This is a genomic window from Streptomyces sp. NPDC101237, assembly GCF_044767465.1.
Lineage (GTDB): Bacteria > Actinomycetota > Actinomycetes > Streptomycetales > Streptomycetaceae > Streptomyces > Streptomyces gramineus.
Map to the genome: position 1 here is coordinate 80,723 of NZ_JBIWNY010000025.1, position 18,575 is coordinate 99,297.

Genomic DNA, 18,575 nt, shown 5'->3' on the forward strand with positions numbered 1-18,575 from the left:
AGCCCCGCCCCGTCACACGCGCCGACCGTCGTCCCTCACCGTGAATCGAGGCGAGTCCCGGTGTCCTCACGCAGCTCAGACATCGTTGTCACCCTACGCCTGCCGAGTCTCCTCGCGGCGGTCGCACTCGCGTTCGCCGTCCTGGTCCCGGCCGCGCCGCCCGCGGCCGCCGCCACCCAGGTCTGCGTCCTGGCCTGCGACACCCTGGACCCCTCGCAGGCCCGGCAGGAGACCTTCCCCGTGCCGGACATGGACCTGAGCGGCCGCCGCCTCAGACTCCACGTCTCGGACGCCGACGACATGGCCTGGGCCAGCATCGACGGCGGCGTGACCGGGGACTCGGTGTGGCTGGACCGTTCCTGGGACGGCGGCGCCACCTGGGAGGGACTGCTCGGCAAGGCGAGCATCCCGGGAACCTGGACCGGCACCCGGACGCTGATGTACAACATCACCGATCCCCGCGGCCACCGCCGGGGCCTGGTCCGGGCCTGCGGTGACGCGGCGGGCGTCGGCTGCACGAACTGGGTCTACCCCACCGTCTGCGACACCCTCTGCGACGGCACCGGCGCGGACCGCGCGGCCGGCGACGACCAGCCGGTCCCGTCCACCACCCTGTACGGCCGCACGATCCGGCTCCACGTCGACCAGAAGAACTCCGCGGCCTGGGCGAGCGTCGAGGGCGGCGGCGCCGGTGACGAGATCTGGCTGGACCGCTCCTGGGACGGCGGCTCGACCTGGCCCGACGGCTCCTCCCTCGGCCGTACCGCGACCCCCTCCGGAGCCGGTGGCACCCGCACCGCGATGTACGCCACCCGCGACCCGCGCGGCCTCCTCTACGGCGGCGCGGTCCGGGCCTGCGGCCGGGAGGCGAGCCACAACGAGGGCAGCTGCACCGCGTGGGTCAGGCCCGCACCGACCAGGGCGCGCGCGGCGGCCGACACGCTGATGGCGTCCTACGACCCCTACAACGGCTGGTGGCCCAGCAGTTGGTGGAACTCGGCCGCCACCCTCACCTCCCTCGTCGACTTCGCGCGGGCGTCCGGCACGCACGACTACGACTGGGTCATCGCGCGCACCTTCGACCGCAACAGGGGGGTCTTCGCCGCGGGCGCGCGCAGCTCGGACGCGATCGAGGGCGACTTCATCAGCCGCGCCGTGGACGACTCGGCCTGGTGGGCGATCGCCTGGATCGACGCGTACGACTACACCCACGACGCCCGCTATCTCGACGAGGCGGTCACCATCGCCGACTACGTCCAGCAGTACTGGGACACCGGCACCTGCGGCGGTGGCGTGTGGTGGGACCGGGAGCGGACCTACAAGAACGCGGTGACGAACGGCCAGTACCTGTGGCTGACCACCGCACTGCACCAGCGGCTGCCGGGCGACACCGTCTGGCTCCAGCGGGCGAAGACGTCGGCGGCCTGGTACAAGGCCAGCGGGATGATCGGGTCGTCGGGGCTGGTCAACGACGGACTCACCTCGTCGTGCGCCAACAACGGTTCCACGGTGTGGAGTTACAACCAGGGCCTGGCCATCGGCGGGTTCACCGAACTGTGGCGGTCGACCGGTGACGGCTCCCTGCTGGCCACCGCGCGGACCCTCGCCGACGCCGCGATCGCAGGCTCGCCGCTGACCGTCGGCGGTGTGCTCACCGAGTCCTGCGACGTCGGCTCGGCGTCCTGCGACGACAACCAGAAGCAGTTCAAGGGCATCTTCGTGCGCCACCTCGCCGACCTGGCCTCCGCCACCGGGGCGGCCGCGTACCGCGGTTACCTCCAGAAGCAGGCGGACACCCTCTGGGCGCGGGACCGCACCTCCCTGAACGCGCTCGGCGAGCGCTGGGCCGGCACCGCTCCCAACCAGACCGACTGGCGGACCCAGGCCGGCGCCCTCGAAGCGCTCACGGCCGCCGGCTGAACCGCCGTCCAGGCCGTCAGCACCGCCGCTCCGGTCCCGGTCGCGGGACCGGAGCGGAATCCGCCGTCCACGTCACCCGCGTCCGGGACGCCTCCTCGGCAGGGACTCTTATTGCTGATAGCGTGCAGCTGCACATCATTCGCAATTAAGTCGGAGGACGTTGGACATGCCGGTGTACACGCTCCCGGAGCTTCCGTACGACTACGCGGCGCTCGCCCCGGTCATCAGCCCCGAGATCATCGAGCTGCACCACGACAAGCACCACGCCGCGTACGTCAAGGGCGCCAACGACACCCTGGAGCAGTTGGCCCAGGCGCGGGACAAGGAGACCTGGGGCTCGATCAACGGCCTGGAGAAGAACCTGGCCTTCCACCTGTCCGGCCACATCCTGCACAGCATCTACTGGCAGAACATGACCGGCCCGAAGGACGGCGGCGGCGAGCCGCTGGCCGCCGACGGCGTGGGCGACCTGGCCGACGCGATCACCGAGTCCTTCGGTTCCTTCGCCGGCTTCAAGGCCCAGTTGACCAAGGCGGCGGCGACCACCCAGGGCTCCGGCTGGGGTGTCCTCGCCTACGAGCCGCTGAGCGGACGGCTGGTCGTCGAGCAGGTCTACGACCACCAGGGCAACGTCGGCCAGGGCTCGGTGCCGGTGCTGGTCTTCGACGCCTGGGAGCACGCCTTCTACCTTCAGTACAAGAACCAGAAGGTCGACTTCATCGACGCCATGTGGGCCGTCGTCAACTGGCAGGACGTGGCCCGCCGTTACGAGGCCGCCACGTCCCGCGCGGATGTGCTGCTGCTGGCTCCCTGAGCCATCGCGACGTCCTGCCTCGTGATCGTCTTCTCACCCTTCGCGCGGCAGGCGGTACAAGGGAACGCTCCCGTGGGCCGGATGCCCGCGGGAGCGTTCCTGTGCGCGGCGGGCGTCACAGGGCGGTGGCGGGCCAGTCCAGCAGACGCGCGCCGATCACCGCGGTCTGGAGCGCGTAGCGGTGGGCCGGATCGGCCGGGTCGGCGCCGGTGAGCTGGTGGATGCGGTCCAGGCGGTACGTCAGGGCACGCACGCTCAGGGACAGCCTGCGGGCCGCCTCGGTCGCCACGCAGCCGCAGTCGAAGTAGGCGGTGAGGGTGTCCAGAAGGGGCTGGGCGCCGCCGCGCGCCGTGGTCAGCGGGCCCAGGACGTCCAGGACGAGGTCCGCCATGGCCTGCCGGTCACGGGTGAGGACGGGGTAGACGAGCAGGTCGGCGGCGCGCAGGACGGGGTCGTCGAGGCCGAGCCGCGCGGCGAGTTCGAGGGCGTTGAGCGCCTCCTCGTACGACTGGACGACTCCTCCGGGGCCGGGCTGCGGGCGGCCGATCGCGACCCGGCCGCCCCCGGTGGCGGCGTGCGCCTGCTTGGCGAAGTGGGCGAGCACGTCGGCCTGGTGGCCGGGCGCGACGCACACCAGCCGGCCGCCCTTGGTGGTGAGCAGGACGCTGCGGTCGCCGAACCGCCCGATGACGGCCCGCTCCACCTGCCGGGGCACGGGGTCGCCCTCACCGTAGGCGTCGGTACCCTCCGCGACCGCCACCGCGTGGGCGCGGGAGAGGCGCAGGCCGAACCGCTCGGCGCGTTCGGCGAGGCGGCCCAGGTTGCTGCGGCCGTACAACAGGTCGTCGATGAACTCCCGCCGGGCCGCCTCCTCCTGGCGCACGGCGAGCAGCTGGGCACGCTCGAAGCCCTCGGTGAAGGCGTCCACGACCTGCTGGACGGCGACGAGCGCCTCGTCGGCGGATCCGGTGCCGGCCGGCCAGGCCGTGCGGGCCGCCGTGAGGTGCGCGCTGACCAGGGTGCGCAGCCCGTGCCCCGCCGTGGCCGCCTGTTCGCCGAGGGCGCGCCGGGAGGCGAGCTCCTTTCGGGTCAGGCGCCGGCCGGTGGCCGACACCTCGGCCAGTATGCGGTCGTAGCCGTCGAGATACCGCTCGGGTGCGGGCCTGTCCGTCACGTCGTCCCCCCGCCGTCCTGACGCGCCGCTGACGGTTTCTTGACGGTCACCGGCACGCTGACCCTAGTGAACATTGCCGGACAGCGGCAATGCGCGGGCCGGTGATGATCGTGGAGCATGGCCGAAGGGGAGCACGACGGACGGTTCCGGTGCCGGACACCGGCAGGTGCCCGCGCCGGAACCGGAGCCGTCCCGCGCCCCCACGGACAGCAGCGGCACGGGCCGGGAGGGGGCAGGGGATGCGGACGTCTCTGGTGGCCACCGCCCTGCCGTCCGCCGACCGCACGGCGCTTGAGCTTCCGGCCGGTGCCGGCCGCCTCGACGCGGACGCGGCGCCACCGGCGCGGCGCGCGGACGGGACGCCCGTGACGGCCGCCCTCGCGCGCCCCGCGCCGCCCGGCCGGACCCCCGCTGCCCCGGCAGCCGGACCGCGTGTCCCGGCCGGACCGCCGGGCCGTGCCGCCGGGCCGCCGGCCAGGTCCCTCGCGCTCCCGGACGAACCGGACGAGCCGGACGAACCCGGGGTGGCCCAGGCCCCGTCACGGGCCCGCGCCGCCTGAGCCACCCGCGCACCGGGACTCCCTTTCCCGGCCTTCCCGGCGGCGTTCTCGCGCCCCGCACTCCCGAACTCCCTTACGCCTCAAGGACGTATGCCATGACTCCCATGACCGTGGGCATCGGCGTGCTCGCCGCCGTCTGCCTGTTCGCCGTCGCCGCCGTCTCCCTGCTGTTCCGCAAGGTGGAACAGGGCAAGGCGCTGATCGTCTCCAAGCTGCGCAGGGTCGACGTCACCTTCACCGGGCAGGTCGTGCTGCCGGTGCTGCACAAGGCCGAGGTGATGGACATCTCGGTGAAGGCCATCGAGATCACCCGGGCCGGCCGGGACGGGCTGATCTGCCGGGACAACATCCGCGCGGACATCCGGATCTCGTTCTTCGTGAAGGTCAACAAGACCGCGCAGGACGTCGTCAAGGTCGCCCAGGCCGTCGGCACCGCGAGAGCCAGCGACCAGAAGACGCTCCAGGAGCTGTTCCACGCGAAGTTCTCCGAGGCGCTGAAGACCGTCGGCAAGCAGCTGGACTTCACCGACCTCTACACCAAGCGCGAGGAACTCCGCTACAAGATCATCGAGTTGATCGGTGTCGACCTGAGCGGCTACCACCTGGAGGACGCGGCGATCGACTACCTGGAGCAGACGCCGCTGTCCCAGCTCGACCCGGCCAACGTCCTCGACGCGCAGGGCATCCGGAAGATCACCGAGCTGACGGCCGTCGAGCACGTGCGCACCAACGAGGCCCAGCGCACCGAGGAGATGGAGATCACCCGGCAGAACGTCGACGCGCGCGAGGCCATCCTGGAACTGGAGCGCCGGCAGACGGACGCCGAGATCAAGCAGCGGCGGGAGATCGACACCGTACGGGCTCGCGAGGAGGCCGAGACGGCCCGGGTCGTGGAGGAGGAGCGGCTGCGGTCGCAGGGAGCCTTCCTGAAGACCGAGGAACTGCTCGGCATCCAGCGCGAGAACCAGGCCCGCGAGGTCGCGGTCGCCGCGAAGAACCGCGAACGGGTCATCGCCGTCGAGAACGAGCGCATCGAGAAGGACCGCCTGCTGGAGGTCATCGCCCGCGAGCGGGAGACCCAACTGACCCGGATCGCCGCCGACAAGGAGGTCGAGGCGGAGAAGCGGGAGATCGCCGAGGTCGTCCGCGAACGGGTCGCGGTGGACCGCACGGTCGCCGAGCAGGAGGAGGCCATCAAGAAGCTGCGGGCCGTGGAGGAGGCCGAGCGCGAGCGGCAGGCCGTCGTCATCGCCGCCGAGGCCGAGGCGCAGGAGAAACTGGTCAAGGACATCAAGGCCGCCGAGGCCGCCGAACAGGCCGCCGTGCACCGCGCCGCACAGGAACTCACCCTCGCCGAGGCCCGGTTGAAGACCGCCGACCTGGACGCCCAGACGAAGCTGCGGCTGGCCGAGGGCGTCCGGGCCGAGGCCGCCGCCCAGGGGCTGGCCGCCGTCCAGGTCCGTGACAAGGAGGCCGAGGTCGTGGAGAAGACCGGCCGGGCGGAGGCCGCCGCGTCCGAGGCACGGCTGCGCGCCGACGCGGAGGGCACCCGTGCCAAGGCGCTCGCCGAGGCCGAGGGCGCCCGCGCCAAGGTGCTCGCCGAGGCCGAGGGGATCGGGGAGAAGCTCAAGGCGGAGGCGGCCGGCCTCACCGAGAAGGCCGCGGCGATGGCCGCCCTCGACGACGCCTCCCGCGGCCACGAGGAGTACCGGCTGCGCCTGGCGGCGGAGAAGGACATCCGGCTCGCCGGGCTGGACGCACAGCGGCAGATCGCCGAGGCGCAGGCCACCGTGCTCGCCACCGGGCTGGAGAACGCCGACATCGACATCGTCGGCGGCGAGTCCGTCTTCTTCGACCGGCTCGTCTCCGCGGTCTCGTTCGGCAAGAGCGTCGACGGCTTCGTCCAGAACTCCGACACCGCCCGGGCGCTCGCCGGTCCCTGGCTGGACGGCACCGCGAGCCTCCCCGGCGACCTCGGCCGCGCCCTCGGCGCCGTCTCCGCGTCCGGCATCCGGGACCTGACCGTCTCCGCGCTGCTGACCAAGCTCATGACATCGGGCGCCGCGAACCCCGGGCAGCTGCAGCAACTGCTGGACAGGGCGGGCGAGCTGGGACTCGCCGACACCTCCCTCGCCGCTCTCAACGGCAGCGCCAGAGGCTGACCCGGCCGTGGTCCGGAGCCGCCGCGCAGGGGACGGCGGCTCCGGACCCCACCTCCTTCGACCCGCTGAGAGGGACCCATGAGCACCGGCCAGGACACCGGCACCCACGACACGGCGGCGGCCGGCGTACCGGACGCCGGCCCGCCCGCGGCACCGCACACCGACACCGCGGGAACCGGCGCCTACGAGGTGCTGCGCGACCGGCTCACCGCGCAGGCCGCCGAACTCGCCCGCCGGGCCGAGGCGCTGAACGCCCTGCGCGTCGAGGAGTTCGGCTCGACGCGCCTCGAAGCGGCCGGCACCGGCCGGCTGCGCACCGAGCACGCCGGCGTCCCCCGCGACGTCGTCGCCGTCGGCGACGTCCTCCTCCTCGGCCACAACCCCGGACCCGCGGGCCCGGCCGGCGACGTCCTCGCGCTCTACGACCGCGAGCTGAACCGGCTGCCCGACAGCGCCGTCCCCGGCCTGCTCGACGACCCCGCGTTCGTCCGCGAGATCGCCGGCCTGTACCGCTACTACCGCCAGGCGCGCCTGCTGCGGCTGCACCGGGCGGACGGCAGGCTGCTGGCCGTCTTCCAGACCGGTGAGAAGGCCGACGACACCCGCGTCCTGCGCTGGACGCTCACCGACGACGGCCGTGCCGGGTTCCTGGACGCGCGCGGCGACCGCGACCACGTCCTGCCGCCCGCCCACGACGTCCAGTGGACGGCGACGAGCCGGGAGGACCACGTCCTGGGCCGGCACCCGCACATCAGCGTCCAGGGCGAGGTCTTCGTCGCGACGGTCGGCGGCACGCTGACCGTCAAGACCGAGAACGACACCGGGACGGGCCTTGGCATCCACTCCGAGCCGGTCGACGAACCGCTGCAGTCCCTCGCCGACGCGGACGTCGCCTACGCCCGGGTCGGCGCGCTGCTCCTGCTCCGGATCCGCCCCTACCAGGAGGACTCCGACCGCCACCTGGTCTTCAACACCCTGACCAGGACCGTCGTCCGTCTCGACGGCATCGGCCGGGCCTGCCGCCGGCTGCCCGAGGACCAGGGCGTGGTCTTCCCCGGCGGCTACTGCCTGGCCACCGGCAGCCACAAGACGTACGACCTCGACATCGCGGACCTGGAGTTCGAGCGCGAGGTGCGCTCCCCGAACGGCGAGGACGTGCTGTACGCCTTCCACGCCCGCGCGGCGGGCCGCGGCCTGCTGCTGCCCTACAACATGATCCGCAAGGAGGTCGCCGCGCCGCTGCCCTGCCACGGCTGGACCCTGTTCGACGACGGCACCCTGGCGGTCCTGCACCCGGACGACGACGAACCCCGCCGGGTCCACCCGCTCCAGTGGTGGACCTCCCCGTACGTCTCCGACACCCACGCGGCGGCCCGGCCGCTCGGCACCGGACCGCTCGCCCGCGTCGGCAACGCCGCCCTGGTCCGCGGCGTCTCCGACTGCCTCTCCGTCGCCCGCGCCGTCGACGAGTCGCTGCCGACGCCGACCGCCGAGGTGTACGAGGCGCTGGCCGCCGCCTGCGTCCGCGCGGCCGACGCCCACCACTGGCTGGGCGAGCCCGAACTCGGCGACCTCGCGGCGCCGTTGGCCCAGGTCCGGACGACGGCCGAACAGGTGCTGGCCGAGTTCAGGACCGTACGGGACCTCACCCGGCAGGCCGCCGACGCGCTCGCCGACGCGGAGACCCGGATCGCCGCGGTCGTCCGGCGGCTGCGCGGCGAGGCCCCGCGTCAGGCCGCCGCCTGGGTCGACGGCCTGACCGAACTGCGCCGCGCCCAGGGCCACCTGCTCACCCTCAAGGACCTGCGGTACGCGGACACCGGCCGCGTCGACGCACTGGCCGCGGCCGCCGGCGCCGACCTTGCCGCGTTCGCGCAACGCGCCGTCGCCCACCTCGCCCGCGAGGACGCCTTCGCCGGACACCTGGCCGACGCCGAATCCCTCGCCGCCGACGCCGCGGCGATCCGCACGGCCACCGAGGCCGGTCCGGTCTCCGCACGCCTGGACGAACTCGCCGCCGGGCTGCGCACGGTCGCCGAGGTCGTCGGCGGCCTCGACGTCGGCGACGCCACGGTCCGCACCGCCGTCCTGGAACGGATCGCCGAGGTCCTCGGCGCCCTCAACCGCGCCCGCGCCACCCTCGACGGCCGCCGCCGCGACCTCCTCGACCGCGAGCAACGCGCTGCGTTCGCCGCCGAGTCCACGCTGCTGGGGCAGACCGTCACCGGAGCGCTCGCCGCCGCCGACAGCCCCGAGGCCTGCGACGACCACCTGGTCAGGGTGCTCGTCCGGATCGAGGACCTGGAGTCCCGGTTCGCCGACCACGACACCTTCCTCGGCGCCCTCGCCGACCGGCGCGACGAGGTGCACGAGGCGTTCGCCGCCCGCAAGCAGACCCTCGCCGACGCCCGCGCCCGCCGCGCCGAACGCCTCGCGGACTCCGCCGCCCGCCTTCTCGCCACCCTGGCCCGGCGCGCCACCGCCCTCGCCGACGCGGACGCCGTCGCCACCTTCTTCACCTCCGATCCGCTGCCCGCAGGACTCCGCCGCACCATTGCCGACCTGCGTGAACTCGGCGACCGTAGCCGGGCCGAGGAACTGGAGGGGCGGCTCGCGGCCACCCGGCTGGAGGCCCTGCGCGCCCTGCGCGACCGCGGCGAGCTGTACACCGACGACGGCCGCACCCTCCGCCTCGGCGCCCACCGCTTCGCCGTCAACACCCAGCCCCTGGACCTGACCCTGGTCCCGCACGGCGACGGCCTCGCCTTCGCCGTCACCGGCACCGACTACCGCGCCCCGGTCACCGACCCGGAGTTCACCGCCGACCGCGCCCTCCTGGACCGTCCGCTGCCCTCGGAGTCCCCGCAGGTCTACCGCGCCGAACACCTGGCGGCCCGGCTGCTCGACGCGCACGGCCCCGCGGCCCTGGCGGCGGCCGACCTGCCCGACCTGGTCCGGCAGGCCGCCGAGGCCGCCTACGACGAGGGCTACGAGCGCGGCGTCCACGACCACGACGCCGTCCTCATCCTCACCGCCCTGCTCCGCCTGTACGACGGCGCCGGACCGCTCCGCCACGAACCGGCCGCCCGCGCCGAGGCCCAGCTGTTCTGGGCGCACGCCACCACCGCCGAGGAGCGCGCCGCCTGGACCCGCAGGGCCCGGTCCCTGGCCCGCGCCCGCTCGGCCTTCGGCCGCGTCCCGGCCGTCGCCGACCTGGAGCGGGAACTGGCGACCGCCATCGGCGGTCCGGAGGCGGCCGCCGCGGCCGGCTACCTCTTCGAGGAACTCACCACCGGACCCGACGGCTTCGTCATCGGCTCCGGCACCCGCACCCTGCTCGACAAATTCCGCCGCACGGTCGGCACACCGGCCTACGACGACGACCTGGCCGCCCTGCCCGACCCCGCCGCCCGCCGGCAGCTCGCCGAGGCGTGGCTGACGTCGTACGCCACGGCGACCGGCGCCGAACTCACCGCGGGCGACCTCGCGGAGGCGGTGGCCGCCGAGCTCTGCCCTCAGCTGCCGCGCCACGCGTCCGACGCGCCGCTGACCGAGACCGTCGAAGGGCTGCTCGGCACCCACCCGCGCATCCGCCGCCGCACGCTCACCGTCCGCATCGACGAACTCCTCGCCCGCACTGCCCGGTTCCGGGCCCACGAGGTCCCCGCGCACCGCGCCCACCAGCGACGCCGCACGGCACTGGTGGCCGCCGAACGGGCCCGGATCCGGCTCGACGAGCACCGGCCCCGGGTGACACCGGCATTCGTCCGCAACCGGCTCGTCGACGAGGTCTACCTGCCGTTGATCGGGGACGGCCTGGCCGGACAGCTCGGCACCGCCGGCGGCGCGGACCGCACCGGGACCGGCGGCCTCCTCCTGCTCGTCTCACCGCCCGGCTACGGCAAGACGACCCTCGTGGAGTACGTCGCCGAACGCCTCGGCCTGCTCCTGGTCAAGGCCGACGGCCCGGCGCTCGGCGATGCCGTCACCTCGCTGGATCCGGCCGAGGCCCCGGACGCCGCGGCCCGCCGGGAGGTCGAGAAGATCAACTTCGCGCTGGCGGCCGGCTCCAACACCCTCCTGTACCTGGACGACATCCAGCACACCTCGCCCGAACTGCTCCAGCGGTTCATCCCGCTGTGCGACGCCACCCGGCGCATCGAGGGCGTCCACGACGGCGAACCGCGCACCTACGACCTCCGGGGCAAGCGGTTCGCCGTGTGCATGGCGGGAAACCCCTACACCGCCACCGGCGCCCGCTTCCGGATCCCCGACATGCTCGCCAACCGGGCCGACGTGTGGAACCTCGGCGACGTCCTGACCGGCAAGGAGGAGGCGTTCGCGCTCAGTTTCGTCGAGAACGCCCTGACCGCGAACGCCGTCCTCGCCCCGCTCGCGGGCCGTGACCGCGCCGACCTCCGGCTGCTGGTCCGCATGGCGGAGGGCGACGGCACGGCCCGCGCGGACCGCCTCGTCCACCCGTGTCCGCCCGCCGAACGGGACCGGATCCTCGCGGTACTGCGGCACCTGCTGACCGCCCGGAAGACGGTCCTCGCGGTCAACGCCGCCTACATCGCCTCCGCCGCCCGGTCCGACGCCACCCGCACCGAACCCCCGTTCCGGCTCCAGGGCTCCTACCGCAGCATGAACCGGATCGCCCAGCGCATCCAGCCGGTCATGGACGACGCCGAACTCGCCGCCCTCGTCCACGACCACTACACGGCCGAGGCCCAGACCCTCACCACCGGCGCCGAGGCCAACCTGCTGAAACTCGCCGAACTGCGCGGCACGCTGACGCCCGAACAGGCCCACCGCTGGGAGGAGGTGAAGGCCGGGTACGTCCGGACCCGCACCCTGGACGGCCCGGCGGACGACCCGCTCGGCCGGGCGGTCGCGGCCCTCGGCCTGCTCGCCGACCGGCTCACGGCGGTGGAGACGGCGATCGACCGGGCCGCCGCCCGGGAGCCACGGCCATGACGTGTCTCCCGGTCCCGGTCGCCGCCGCCGTACAGATCCGCGAGCGGCAGGCGGCTCGCGGGGTCACTCGACGGTGACCACGACCGAGTGCCAGCCGCTGGCGCCGTCGGGGACCGTGCGGGTGCGCTCCTCGGTCTGGACCCGGCCGGTGCGGTCGGTGGCCCGCACGGTGAGCGTGTGCCCGCCGCGGGTGGCCTGCCAGGGGAAGGACCACTGGCGCCAGGTGTCACGGCTGTCCTCGGCGGCCAGCGTGGCCTGCTGCCAGGGGCCGTCGTCGACGCGGACCTCGACGCGGTCGATGCCGCGGTGCTGGGCCCAGGCGACCCCGGCGACCATGACGGTGCCGGCCTTCGGGCGGGCGAAGGGCTTCGGGGTGTCGATCCGCGACTGCGTCTTCACCGGCGCCCTCCGGGCCCAGCCGCGCTTGACCCAGTAGGGGTCGTAGGCGTCGAACGTGGTGAGCTCGATGTCCTCGATCCACTTGCAGGCCGAGACGAACCCGTACAGGCCTGGCACGACCATACGGACGGGAAAGCCGTGCTCGAAGGGGAGCGGCCGGCCGTTCATCCCGACGGCGAGCAGGGCGTCCCGGCCGTCCATGATCTCCTCGACCGGGCTGCCGATGGTCATGCCGTCCACCGAGCGCGCCACCAGCTGATCGGCCGGTCCGCCCCGCGAGGGCGCCCGCACCCCGCACTCGGCCAGCAGGGCGGCCAGACGTACGCCGATCCAGCGGGCGTTGCCCACGTACGGGCCGCCGACCTCGTTGGAGACGCAGGTGAGCGTGATGTCGCGTTCGACCAGCTCGCGTCCCAGCAGGTCCGCGAAGGAGAGCGTGACCGGACGGACGACGCCCCGGCCGTGGATCCGCAGCCGCCAGGCCGTGGCGTCCACCTTGGGCACCACCAGCGCGGTGTCGACCCGGTAGAAGGCGTCGTTCGGGGTGATGAACGGGCTGATCCCGGCGATCCGCGGACCGGCGCCCCGTGGCACCGCGGCGGCGGGCGAGCCCGGCGCGGGCAGCACCACCCGGTCCCGGGAGGCGACCGCGCCGCGCCCGCTCGCGCCGTTCAGGGCCCGGCCCAGCACCCCGGCCCCCGCGGACGCCACCGCGGCGGCGGACGCCGTCACCACGAACCCGCGCCGGTCCCAGTCCCCGTCCCCGGCCGCGGGCCGGCCCGTACCGGCTCCGGCGTTCGGTCCGTCCGGTCCGTCCGGCGCGCCCGCCGCAGGGTCCCGCCGCGCCAGCCGGCCCGCAAGGACGTACAGCAGGACCGCTCCGGCGCCCGCCCCCACCAGCGACGGCACCGCGTCGGCGAGCCCCCGCGAGTCGGGCCGGCCGGTCGCCGCGACCGCGCCGACCACACCGAACAGCACCACCCCGGCGGCTCCCGCACGCCGGAAGCGCAGCGCCGCCATGCCGAGGGCGACGGCGAAGACGGCCAGCACCGCCAGGATCCCGAGTTCCAGCACCAGCTTGTCGTCGGTGCCGAAGCGCCGTACCGCCCAGTCCTTCACGGCCGTCGGCGTCCGGTCGATCGCCGCGCCGCCCACGGCGATCACGGGTCCCGCCTCCGGCCGGACCGCCGCCGACGCGAGTTCGGCGACGGCGAGCGCGGCGAACCCGGCCACGGCTCCCGCGAAGGCGGCGGCCACGAGGCGGAGCCGGCCGCCGGGCCCGTGCGATGTCCTGTCGTCGTCGGTCACGGGGGGAATCCGGTGCCGCGGACGGCGCGGATGGGTCGCTCACCTGATCGGATGAATGTAGGGTCCGCGCCCATCCGCGGACCCTTCGGCTACGGATAGGAAAGGGGAGAGGGGGCACCGGCGCGCGGGGGAGCGGACGGCAGGAGCGCGCGTCCGACGCGCGGACGCGGCGCGGCCCCGTCCGGGAAACCGAGGGCCGCCGGGCGGCCGCCGCCCGGCTGGTGGGACCGGTCGCGGCTGCATAGCGTGATCACATGACCACAGAAACGGCCCGGCCCGCTCTCGACGACCGGCGGTGGAAAGCGCTCGGGGTCTGCCTGACCGCGGGGTTCATCTCACTGCTCGACGTCTCGATCGTGAACGTGGCGCTGCCTTCCATGGAACGCGGCCTCGGTGCCTCCGACGCCACCCAGTCCTGGGTGGTGTCCGGCTACGCCCTGGCCTTCGGGCTCGCGCTGGCACCGGCGGGACGACTCGGTGACCTGCGCGGCCGACGCCAGGCGCTGCTGTTCGGCCTCGCCGTGTTCACGGCCGCGTCGGTGGCGTGCGGGTTCGCCACCGGCCCGACCTGGCTGGTGGTGTGCCGGCTGATCCAGGGCGCGGCCGCCGGCGTGGTCGCCCCGCAGACCTCCGGGCTGATCCAGCAGATGTTCCAGGGCGCCGAACGGGCCCGGGCGTTCGGCTTCCACGGCAGCGTCGTCGCCGTGTCCACCGCGGTGGGCCCGCTGGTCGGCGGAGTGCTGATCCAGGCGTTCGGCACGGCCGACGGCTGGCGCTGGGTGTTCTTCGTCAACGTGCCGATCGGTGTCGCCGCCCTCGTCGCGGGACACCGCGTGCTGCCGCGTCTGCCGGTGCCGAACGACCGGCGGGAGAAGTTCGACCCGATCGGCGTACTGCTGCTCGGCGCGGGCGTACTCGCCCTGCTGCTGCCCCTGGTGCAGGAGCAGCAGTGGCAGGGCCGGGCCAAGTGGCTGCTCATCCCCCTGGCCGCGCTGCTGCTCGGCGCCTTCTGGACCTGGGAGAGGACGCAGGCCCGCCTCGGGCGGGCGCCGCTGGTCGACCTCGGGCTTTTCTCGCTGCGCTCCTTCACGCTCGGCGCGCTCATCAGCCTCATGTTCTTCGCCGGGCTGACCACCATCTTCTTCGTGCTGTCCCTGTTCCTGCAGAACACCGTGGGATACAGCGCGCTCGCCACGGGCGTGACGATCCTGCCGTTCGCGGCCGCCTCCGCGGTCGGCGCGGCGGTGGGAGGCCGGCTGGTGATGCGCCACGGTCGCAGCCTGGTCGTCATCGGCCTGAGCGGGGTGGCCGTCGGGCTGCTCGGTGTCGTCGCCGCCGTCCAGCTGGTGCCGGGGGACGGCGTGGGGTGGGCGATGGCGCTGCCGCTGGTCGTCGCCGGCATCGGGTCGGGGCTCACGGTCTCGCCCAACACGACCCTCACGCTCACGCTGGTGCCGGTACGGCGTGCCGGTGCGGCGGGCGGCGTACTGCAGACCGGCCAGCGCATCGGCTCGGCCGTCGGCATCGCCGTCGTCGGCTCCGTCTACTTCGCGCACGTCGCCAACCACGATCGTCCCACGACGGCCCTTCAGCTGGGGCTGCTCACCGCCGTGGGGATCATCCTCGTCGCACTCGTCCTGGCGGTGGCCGACCTGCGGGAGCGCCGGGTCCGTCCCGGACGCGACGACCTCGCGGCGGCACCGCGCGGCCACGACGAGAACGGCGCCGGCGAGATGGCCGGACGCGGGGCCTGACAGCGGCCGGAGACGGCAGAACGAAGCCCGCGTCACGCGGCCGGTGCGCGAGCATCCGGCCTCCGGGACGCGGGCGTTTCGACGTCCACGCGCGGGCGCCGTGCCCGGGACGCGCGACAGCGGGCATCTCACCCTCGGCGCACGGGCGTCGTACCGTCCCCGCGCAGGTGTCAGGTCTTGGACGCGTGCGGCCGTCGGCGCCGCTCGAAGAGGACCATGGAGATCTTCACCGCCGTCGAGATGGTCAGGGCCTGCGTGAAGGGCATTCCCATGAGCCACAGCGCGACCATCATGACGGTGAGGACCAGGAACACCGGCAGCAGCATGGTCTCCCTGACCGCGGACCGCAGCGCACTCCGCAGCCCGCCGGGCCGCTCCGCCGCACCGGTCGCGCTGACGCGGATCTCTTCCTCGTCTGCCTGAGGCATCCTCTGTCCTTCCCGCGGGCTCGTTCTCGCTAGCGAGCCTAGGTACGGCCGGTTCGGGCTGCCACCGCTGCTACTCCGTGCACCCCCGCACACGCGTCGGCCGTGCGGCTCGGGGGTCGAGCCGCACGGCCGGGGTCGGGCGGGGTGTGGTCAGGCGCGCGCCAGGGCGGGCAGCAGACGCAGGGCGTTCCCGCGGTTGATGTGCCGGCGCTCCCGCTCGCCGAGGGCGGGATCCGCGTCCAGCGCGGGAGTCGTCACGTCGGTGACCACCCGGGTGGGGGTGGGCGGCCAGTCGCTTCCGTACAGGATGCGGGAGGAGCCCGCGGCGGCCAGCAGGGTGGGGGTGGCCGACGGGGACATGGGGGCGGCCGTGTCGTAGTAGAAGCGGTGCAGGTAGTCGCGGACGCGACCGGGGTCGACGGCGGGGACGAGCTGGCGTCCGAAGACCTCGATCCGGCCCGCGATGTAGGGGAGGTACCCGCCGCCGTGCGGCAGGACGAACGTGAGCCGCGGGAAACGGTCCAGCGTGCCGTTCATGATCAGGCTCAGAGCGGCCGCGGTCGTGTCCATCAGGAAGTCGCACACGAACGGCGGTACGCCCTCGGGGCCGCCGCAGGAGTTCACCTGCATGGGGTGCGTGCTGATCACGGCGGAACGCTCGTCGAGTTCCGCCATGATCGGGTCGAGCTTCGGGTCGCCCAGGTACGTACCGCCCGTACTGGTGCGCGCGCTGACGCCCACCGCGCCCAGCCGGTCCATGCCGTGGGCGACGGACCAGCGGGAGAGTTCGGCGTCGTCGAGGAAGACCGGGGTGAAGAAGGCGAAGCGGCCCGCGTGCCGGACCGTCAGATCGCCCGCGGCCTCCAGGGCGACACGCGTGCTCTCCTTGCGTGTCGCCGCGTCCTGGAAGCGCCCCAGCATGGCGACGGTGAGGACGCTGGTGCGGGTGCCGGTCCTGTCCATCAGGTCCAGGGCCGCGGTCTCGTCCCACCGCGTCCACGGCGGCAGGTTGTCGCGGTCCGCGATCCCGTTCCTCTCGGCCCAGTTCACCCATTCGGGCGCGGTGTAGTGATGGTGGACGTCTATGCGCTCGTGCCGGGCGTCGTCGTCGCCCGGCGCGGCGCGCAGGCCTATGTCGCCCGGGGCCTGTGTGTCGGTGGTCTCGGCGGCTTGAGACATGAAGGTGCTCCCTGTGGTGGGACGGTTCGGGGGCTCGGAGAGCGGGTCAGCGGCTGAGGAGGCCCTGCAGCACGCGCGTCAGTTCGTCCTCGGGGTTCGCGGGCAGGCCGGCGGAGCGCCACGCGACCATGCCGTCGGGGCGTACCAGCACCGCGCCCTGCGGGGTGACGCCGTGCGCGGCGGCCCAGTCCTCGCCGGCGGCCACCGCCGGCGAGGTGTCGAGGTCGAAGTCCGGTCCCGCGCCCGCGCGGTAGGACACCAGCGGGACGTCGAGCCGGGCCGCCGCGGCCCGGGCCGCCGACGGCCACGGTCCGTCCGTGAGGCCGCACAGGAGGACGAAGTCCCGCTCGTACAGGTCGACGGTCGACCTGTCGGCACCGTCGTGCACGACGGCCATGTGCGGGGCCCGGGTGCCGGGGTCAGCCTGCAGGCGGAGCGTCTGCGGGATGATCGGCGCGTCGGTGTCGGCGCCGGACACGGCCGTGGAGACGTAGCGGTAGCCGAGCGACACGGTCATCAGGTCCGTGCTCTGGCCCCCGCCCTGGGCGGCCGCGTATCCGGGGTGCTGCTCGCGTGCGGCCTGCTCGATGGCGCGGGCACTGGTGGCCAGGGCGACCGGGCGCCGCTCGTTCTCGTAGGTGTCCAGCAGGCCCTCGCCCGCCCAGCCGTTCAGTACGGCCGTGATCTTCCACGCGAGGTTGTGCGCGTCCTGGATGCCCGTGTTGGATCCGAAGGCCCCGGTGGGAGGCATCTCGTGGGCCGAGTCGCCCATGAGGAAGACACGCCCCTGCCGGTAGCTGTCGGCGACCCGGTCCGCCGCGTGCCACGGGGCGCGCCCCGTGACCTCGACGTCCAGGTCCCGTACGCCGGCCGCGGCCCTGATGTGGTCGGCGATCCGCGTGTCGGTGAAGGACTCCAGCGTCTGGCCGCGCTCGGGGAACCACGGGACGTGGAAGACCCACTTCTCCTCGTTGTCGACGGGCAGCAGCACCCCTTCGCCCTCGGCGCCGTTCAGGTAGCACACGAGGAACCGCTGGTCCTCCACCACCTGGCGCAGGAGCTTGCTGCGGAAGGTGACGCTCACGTTGTGGAACAGGTCGCCGCCGCCGCTCTGCCCGATGCCCAGCCGCTCGCGGACGGGGCTGCGCGGCCCGTCGGCCGCCAGCAGGTAGGCCGTGCGGACCGAGTACGTCCGGCCGCTCTCCCGCTCCCGCAGTTCGCACGTCACGCCGTCGCCGTCCTCGGCGAAGGAGATCAGCTCCGTACCGAAGCGCACGTCCCCGCCCAGCGCGCGGGCGTGCGAGAGCAGGACCGGCTCCAGGTCGTTCTGGCTGCACGCACACCGCCGGGTGGAGCAGACGTTCGTCTCGGGCGGCTGGGACCGGCCGGTGAGACGGGCCGAGAGCCAGCGGCTGTTGCCGCCCGCGAGCCTGTCCGTCTGCATGATGCCGTGATTGCCGGACAGGACGGCCGCGGCCTCCCTGATGTCCGGCTCCAGCCCCGCGGTGCGGAACAGTTCCATCGTCCGCATGTTGTTGCCCCGGCCTCGGGGATGTTCGGACGTGGCGGCCCGGCGCTCGGCGACCACATGGCCGACGCCCAGCCTGCCCAGGAACACCGACGCGGACAGTCCGACCAGCGAACCGCCCACGATCAGTACCGGCACCATTTCCTTTTCGCGCGTTTCCACGGCCCGTCCTCCTCCAGCGACCCAGCGGTAGTTCGGGCAGCGATGCGCATTCATGGCGGCCCTCGGTCCGAACCTCGCACAGGCCCACGGGGTCGGCAATCGAGCATTCCCCCGGACGGCACACTCCGTTTCTCCGCAGCCGTACCGCACTTGTGGTTCGGGCCCGCGTCAGGGTGAATCGCGTTTTCCCTTTCCGCGTGGCGTCTATGA

11 protein-coding genes are annotated in these 18,575 nt (G+C 73.8%); 6 read left to right on the forward strand and 5 right to left on the reverse strand.

Features of this window, described 5'->3' with window-relative positions; genetic code table 11:
• Positions 1–249: 249 nt before the first annotated feature.
• Together ACIRQ9_RS31210 and ACIRQ9_RS31215 are read left to right on the forward strand one after the other, a co-directional pair.
• On the forward strand, positions 250–1,920 hold the full coding sequence (locus ACIRQ9_RS31210; RefSeq protein WP_404181005.1) for a glycoside hydrolase family 76 protein: 1,671 nt from the start codon (positions 250–252) through the stop codon (positions 1,918–1,920).
• 166 nt (positions 1,921–2,086) lie between these two features.
• Positions 2,087–2,734 carry a superoxide dismutase gene (locus tag ACIRQ9_RS31215; protein ID WP_404180910.1) on the forward strand — a complete coding sequence of 216 codons (648 nt, stop codon included), beginning with the start codon at positions 2,087–2,089 and terminating at the stop codon, positions 2,732–2,734.
• A gap of 115 nt (positions 2,735–2,849) precedes the next feature.
• Here the strand turns inward: ACIRQ9_RS31215 and ACIRQ9_RS31220 are convergent, their stop codons facing one another.
• A complete protein-coding gene (locus tag ACIRQ9_RS31220) occupies positions 2,850–3,908 on the reverse strand; it encodes a PucR family transcriptional regulator (protein ID WP_404180912.1) in 1,059 nt (352 codons plus the stop codon).
• Positions 3,909–4,147: 239 nt separating this feature from the next.
• On the opposite strand from ACIRQ9_RS31220, the gene ACIRQ9_RS31225 reads away from it, so the two are divergent.
• From ACIRQ9_RS31225 to ACIRQ9_RS31235, 3 genes are all read left to right on the forward strand, one after another.
• Positions 4,148–4,468: a hypothetical protein gene (locus tag ACIRQ9_RS31225; protein WP_404180915.1), complete on the forward strand. Its 321-nt coding sequence runs from the start codon at positions 4,148–4,150 to the stop codon at positions 4,466–4,468.
• A gap of 95 nt (positions 4,469–4,563) precedes the next feature.
• Positions 4,564–6,630 (forward strand): SPFH domain-containing protein, encoded by a 2,067-nt coding sequence (locus ACIRQ9_RS31230; protein ID WP_404180918.1) that lies wholly within the window; start codon positions 4,564–4,566, stop codon positions 6,628–6,630.
• Between the two features lie 78 nt (positions 6,631–6,708).
• Complete coding sequence (locus tag ACIRQ9_RS31235) at positions 6,709–11,607, forward strand: DNA repair ATPase (RefSeq protein WP_404180921.1); 4,899 nt, start codon at positions 6,709–6,711, stop codon at positions 11,605–11,607.
• A 63-nt stretch (positions 11,608–11,670) separates the two neighbouring features.
• Here the strand turns inward: ACIRQ9_RS31235 and ACIRQ9_RS31240 are convergent, their stop codons facing one another.
• Positions 11,671–13,314, reverse strand: coding sequence for a molybdopterin-dependent oxidoreductase (locus tag ACIRQ9_RS31240; RefSeq protein ID WP_404180924.1), 1,644 nt, complete (start codon positions 13,312–13,314; stop codon positions 11,671–11,673).
• Between the two features lie 254 nt (positions 13,315–13,568).
• Here ACIRQ9_RS31240 and ACIRQ9_RS31245 point away from each other — a divergent pair, with 254 nt between their 5' ends.
• Entirely contained in the window at positions 13,569–15,068 is a 1,500-nt protein-coding gene (locus ACIRQ9_RS31245) for an MFS transporter (protein ID WP_404180927.1), read from the forward strand.
• Between the two features lie 170 nt (positions 15,069–15,238).
• Here ACIRQ9_RS31245 and ACIRQ9_RS31250 read toward each other — a convergent pair whose 3' ends face one another.
• The 3 genes from ACIRQ9_RS31250 to ACIRQ9_RS31260 all read right to left on the reverse strand — a co-directional run bounded on the left by ACIRQ9_RS31250 (position 15,239) and on the right by ACIRQ9_RS31260 (position 18,344).
• Entirely contained in the window at positions 15,239–15,496 is a 258-nt protein-coding gene (locus ACIRQ9_RS31250; protein ID WP_404180930.1) for a hypothetical protein, read from the reverse strand.
• A gap of 150 nt (positions 15,497–15,646) precedes the next feature.
• Entirely contained in the window at positions 15,647–16,675 is a 1,029-nt protein-coding gene (locus tag ACIRQ9_RS31255; RefSeq protein WP_404180933.1) for an amidohydrolase family protein, read from the reverse strand.
• Between the two features lie 46 nt (positions 16,676–16,721).
• On the reverse strand, positions 16,722–18,344 hold the full coding sequence (locus ACIRQ9_RS31260; protein WP_404181008.1) for an FAD-dependent oxidoreductase: 1,623 nt from the start codon (positions 18,342–18,344) through the stop codon (positions 16,722–16,724).
• Between the last annotated feature and the right edge of the window lie 231 nt (positions 18,345–18,575).